Source organism: Arcicella sp. GW458-12-2-14-TSB2 (assembly GCF_059423785.1).
The window spans coordinates 1-4,941 of sequence record NZ_JBWKYN010000115.1; the positions used below are offsets into that span (position 1 = coordinate 1).

Genomic DNA, 4,941 nt, shown 5'->3' on the forward strand with positions numbered 1-4,941 from the left:
GTCGTGGATTTAACAATTTAAGAATTAATTTTGCGTTTGTATTTAATTGAGAAAATTATATCTCATTATTGCCATTGTTATATGAAACGATTTATACTTTTAACCTTCATAATATGCGGTTCATCTTTGGGTGTTACTGCCCAATCTGTTGATAGCCTGAAGTTTATCACGATTACACCGACTGGTGCAATCAGGAATGTAAATTGGTTAGAAAAAAATACAATCGGCGAAGTAGGAATAGAATTAAAGCTTAAACCTAGTAAAAAATTAAACGTTAGCTTTGGGACAACTATTTTTAAAACAATAGGGCAGAGTATTATCAGTACATCACCACCACTTGCTTTTGCTTCTGTTTTTGATAAACTTGGCAGTAGTAGCTTTATTGCTTCTTCCCCTAAAACAGCCTATAGTGGAGGTTTTATCAACGTAGACGTTGGAGTTCCTTTTAAATTAAGGGATAGTTCTAATGTTTCTATTGAGCCTTTTTTAGGACTTGAAGCTAAAATCTGGGGCCGTTCAACTGATTATGGTACAGAGGCTAGTCCTTTGCTGGTTGAAGAAAAATACAAATTTCTCTCTCCATCTTTCGGTGCTAAGTTAAATTATGCTACTAAGTCTAAAGTGAAACTTACTTTAAGGATTTCTGGTAGCTATCCGCTTATCTCGAAATTGAAATTAGATGAAAAGAATCTTAACTTGCCCAATGCGGAACTAGACTTAAAAAGACAACTATCACCATCCGTAGAAATTGGTGCAAAAATTAAAAAGCTGACGATTAAGCTTCGTTATGAAAGAATTAACTTTGGTTCGTCAGATTCTTTAAGAGGTTTTGCAGCACCTGCTTCAAAGGCTAATGTTTCTGGTGTTTCGGTTAGTTATGATTTCTAGCTTTAAGCTATCAGCAGTGAGCTTTGAGCTTTTTTTAAAGAGCTATAGGTTATAATAAAACCCAAAGCGAAACTCTCACAGCTCATTTTTAGCTTTTTATTAAAATAGCAAGATATTAAAATGAAATTTACCCATGAGTCTAAACGCTCATAGCTCATAGCTCATAGCTCATAGCTCATAGCTCATAGCTCATAGCTAGTTCTGCGTTCCTTGCTTAATTGCTTCATAGTCAGTTTTCAATCGCCCCATTTCTCTTGCAATAAATGTTTGTAATTGCGTATTAAATGTCTTTTTGTCTTCTTCGTTCAAAGAAGCGTAAAAATCTTTTAATTCTTGGTTGATAGCTGCACGTTCCTCTGCCGAAGCGGCATTAATTGAACGCATGTGATATTGTTTGAAATTAAAATCCATGAAGGTTAATTTGAAAATTTGAATAATTATTGATTTAGAATAGCTAAAATCAACAATTCTGAAACGAGTTAGCTTAATTTTTCGAGCTACAAAGTTAGAATATTCACTGTAAATAAAGGAGAATAATGAACGATGATTTCGAAAGAGAAGGATTCATGGTCCCAAATATAAAGCTTAAATACTCTTCTTATTGCTCCTAAACCAAAAGAAAAGCTAGAACCTCTCTCTTTAAAGCTTAATGCTGATAAATTTTGTTGTAAATTGCAGGCTAATTCAGAAAAAGGCTAAAAATATATCTTGTATCATCTTTTGAATAAAGGGCTGACGTTAGATAAAAGCCTTGCTATTAACAGACAATCCGTGCCAAAGCACACATAATTTCCCACTGAATTTGGGTTCGTTGAAATGAAAACTAAAACATTACGTAAGAATAAAGTAAATATAGTAACACTGGGTTGTAGTAAAAATCTAGTGGATTCAGAAGTAATTTATACGCAATTAAAAGGCAATGGCATGAATGTTACGCATGAGTCTAAAAAAGACGATGCCAACGTTGTGATTGTAAATACTTGTGGATTTATTGATAATGCCAAACAAGAATCTATTGATACTATTTTAAGATATGTTGATGCCAAAGAATCAGGTATTATCGATAAATTATATGTAACTGGTTGTTTGTCACATCGTTATAAAGACGAATTAGAAGCTGAAATTCCTATGGTGGATGCTTTTTTTGGTACCAATGAATTACCTCGTTTACTAAAAACCTTAAAAGCAGACTATAAACATGAATTAATTGGCGAGCGTTTGTTGACTACACCAACGCACTATGCTTACTTAAAAATTGCTGAAGGTTGTGACCGCCCATGTTCTTTCTGTGCTATTCCTTTGATGCGTGGAGGACACGTTTCTCGTTCTATCGAAGACTTAGTCATTGAAGCTAAATCATTGGTGAAACGTGGTACGAAAGAATTGATTTTGATTGCCCAAGATTTAACCTACTACGGATTAGACATTTACAAAAAGCGAAACCTTTCTGAATTATTAGAACGATTCGCTGACATAGAAGGCCTTGATTGGATTCGTTTACAATATGCTTACCCAGCAGGTTTCCCGATGGATGTGTTAGATACGATGGCGAAATACCCAAATATTTGTAAATACTTGGATATGCCTTTGCAAAGTGGCTCAACAGAAGTATTGAAGCGAATGCGTAGAGGAATTACCCGTGAAAAAACAGAAGATTTAATCAATGCTATTCGTGATAAAGTACCTGAAATTGCTTTAAGAACAACGTTGATTTCGGGTCATCCGGGTGAAACAGAAGCTGATTTTGAAGAAACATATCAGTTTGTAGAGAAAATGCGTTTCGACCGTTTGGGAGTATTTACCTATTCGCATGAAGACGACACACACTCACATTCTTTTGAAGATGATGTACCTGCCGAAGTGAAACAAGAACGTGCTGATGAGATAATGGCTTTGCAACAAGATATTTCGATGGAATTGAACCAGAACAGAATCGGGAATACTTATAAAGTATTATTTGATAGAAAAGAAGGAGGATACTTTATCGGAAGAACACAATTTGACTCGCCAGAGGTAGATAATGAAGTATTAGTTCCTGCTAGTCAATATGTACGTTTAGGCGATTTTGCGAACGTAAAAGTAAATCGTGCCGAAGAATTTGATTTGTACGGAGAAGTGGTTTTATAATTTGAAAATTTAGAGATTTGAAAATTTGAAAATATTATAAAGTAAGGATGTTTGATTGTTATCGGCTTTCCTCGCATTTACAATTTTCAAATTTTCAAATCCTCAAATCAAGTATTATCCTACCAAATTACGGTAGTCTTCTCTTGATTTAATGATAATTTGATGAGCAATTTCTGCACCATAAACCTCATCAATGTCTACGGCTACTTTTTCTTCGCCAGGAATATTTTTATACGTCAAGAAATAGTGAACCAAACGATCAATAATTGGTTTTGGACACTGAGAAATGTCTGTCCAGCTTCCATATAATGAATCGCCTTTCAATACCGCAATAATTTTATCATCAGCTTCTCCTTTGTCAATCATTCTGATTCCACCGATTGGAATAGCCTGACAGATGATATCTCCATGCGTAATGGTACGTTCAGAAAGCACCAAAATATCTAATGGGTCACCATCACCAGATTCAATCACTTTTCCTGATTGCTCACGAGCAAACTGAGCCGTGTTTTCTCCACAATAAGTCTGAGGAAGAAAGCCATACAAGGCAGGAACGATGTTAGAGAATTTTTGAGGACGGTCGATTTTCAAATAACCAGTCTCTTTGTCGATTTCATACTTTACAGTATCAGTCGATACGATTTCGATGAAAGCAGTCACTACTTTCGGCATGCCGTCTCCAATCTGGATACCATGCCACGGATGGGCTTTATAAAAGTTTCTTTGCATACTAATGGGTTGGTAGTGGATGGATGGTGGTGTGTGAGGAATACCTGTTTTAATCACTTTCTCAACCGGCTTTTTAACTCTTGTTTTTTTTTTCATACCACGCTCGAATCGGCACTTACTACTTTTTTGAAATTTTGTAATATTTGTTCTTGTAAAACTTCAACAGGCTGTGTTAAATAGGTTGAAGCATGGGCAAATATAGTCGAAATAAAACAAATTTTGTCGTCTGTTTCTAAAAATAACTGCTGAATTGGAATAGATGAAATGTTTTTACTAGCGTTCGATTGAGAATTCAATAAGGCACTTCCCAATGAAATATAAAATTGATGCTGAACCAGTTGACCACAAATCTGGAGATTATTATTAAACCCATGAACAATAAGTGGAACTTTGGGGTTCAGCCTTTTTTTCAAAGCGATTAATTCTGAAAATGCCTTGACACAATGGATAATCACAGGTTTCTGTAAAGTTTCAGCCAAGTGTATTTGTCGAATAAAAACCTCCTCTTGAATATTCATATTCAAATCAATTAACCTATCTAGCCCACATTCGCCTATCGCTAATACATTAGGATGCTTTGCTAATTGTGCTAATTCCTCAAAATCCTTGTCTATATTTTCCTGCTTTATGTACCACGGATGTAAACCCACTGAAAAATTCCCAACTGATAAATCCATCCAACCAGAAGCTGTTTGAGCGTTGATGACACTCATAGTCTTTGGCTCTACGGAAGGATGATGAGTATGGATGTTAATAAAGGTTGGCATAGGAAAAATTTAAGATATTAATTGGTAATTAATCACAAACCCTCATTTAATAATTGAAAAAGTGTTTTCTGATTTTCTTGTAAAAAACCTGCATCAGCCAAAGGTTTTAGTAACTCGTAGCCTTCTTTTTGAATTTGTTTGATTGTTAGCTCATTAAAGGCTTCTTTATTGGGCATTATTTGATAAATATTAGAAATTTTCCAGCAAACCCAAGCATAATTATAAGTAAATAAGATAATACTCCCTTGTGTAACTTGATAAATTTCTAGAAAATGTTTCTGAGCCTCTATTAAAGTGTTGATAACTTCTTTGTATCGTTTTTCAGACTCTAGTACAGTAGCTAATTTTATAAAAGATATAGCGAGTCCATTTTTGTAAGAAAGGTTTTGTGGACTGCTTTCATAAATTTCTTTTCCTAGTCGATTTCTTT

6 protein-coding genes are annotated in these 4,941 nt (G+C 34.7%); 2 read left to right on the forward strand and 4 right to left on the reverse strand.

The window, feature by feature from the left end:
- Positions 1–81: 81 nt before the first annotated feature.
- On the forward strand, positions 82–888 hold the full coding sequence (locus AC07XN_RS15985; RefSeq protein ID WP_309912626.1) for a hypothetical protein: 807 nt from the start codon (positions 82–84) through the stop codon (positions 886–888).
- A gap of 195 nt (positions 889–1,083) precedes the next feature.
- Here AC07XN_RS15985 and AC07XN_RS15990 read toward each other — a convergent pair whose 3' ends face one another.
- Positions 1,084–1,299: a hypothetical protein gene (locus AC07XN_RS15990; RefSeq protein WP_309912624.1), complete on the reverse strand. Its 216-nt coding sequence runs from the start codon at positions 1,297–1,299 to the stop codon at positions 1,084–1,086.
- Positions 1,300–1,704: 405 nt separating this feature from the next.
- Here AC07XN_RS15990 and rimO point away from each other — a divergent pair, with 405 nt between their 5' ends.
- A complete protein-coding gene (rimO, locus tag AC07XN_RS15995) occupies positions 1,705–3,015 on the forward strand; it encodes a 30S ribosomal protein S12 methylthiotransferase RimO (RefSeq protein ID WP_494743802.1) in 1,311 nt (436 codons plus the stop codon).
- 114 nt (positions 3,016–3,129) lie between these two features.
- Here rimO and AC07XN_RS16000 read toward each other — a convergent pair whose 3' ends face one another.
- The 3 genes from AC07XN_RS16000 to AC07XN_RS16010 form a co-directional block, all read right to left on the reverse strand.
- Entirely contained in the window at positions 3,130–3,744 is a 615-nt protein-coding gene (locus AC07XN_RS16000) for an inorganic pyrophosphatase (protein ID WP_309913108.1), read from the reverse strand.
- Positions 3,745–3,836: 92 nt separating this feature from the next.
- Positions 3,837–4,511: a TatD family hydrolase gene (locus AC07XN_RS16005; RefSeq protein ID WP_494743803.1), complete on the reverse strand. Its 675-nt coding sequence runs from the start codon at positions 4,509–4,511 to the stop codon at positions 3,837–3,839.
- A 32-nt stretch (positions 4,512–4,543) separates the two neighbouring features.
- A partial coding sequence (locus tag AC07XN_RS16010) for a hypothetical protein (RefSeq protein ID WP_494743804.1) occupies positions 4,544–4,941 on the reverse strand: 398 nt, incomplete at its 5' end.

What these genes read in the sequence shown, in the direction of transcription:
- AC07XN_RS15985 (WP_309912626.1), top strand. Translation starts at nt 82, where the DNA reads ATGAAACGATTTATACTTTTAACCTTCATAATATGCGGTTCATCTTTG.
- AC07XN_RS15990 (WP_309912624.1), bottom strand. Translation starts at nt 1,299, where the DNA reads ATGGATTTTAATTTCAAACAATATCACATGCGTTCAATTAATGCCGCT.
- rimO (WP_494743802.1), top strand. Translation starts at nt 1,705, where the DNA reads ATGAAAACTAAAACATTACGTAAGAATAAAGTAAATATAGTAACACTG.
- AC07XN_RS16000 (WP_309913108.1), bottom strand. Translation starts at nt 3,744, where the DNA reads ATGCAAAGAAACTTTTATAAAGCCCATCCGTGGCATGGTATCCAGATT.
- AC07XN_RS16005 (WP_494743803.1), bottom strand. Translation starts at nt 4,511, where the DNA reads ATGCCAACCTTTATTAACATCCATACTCATCATCCTTCCGTAGAGCCA.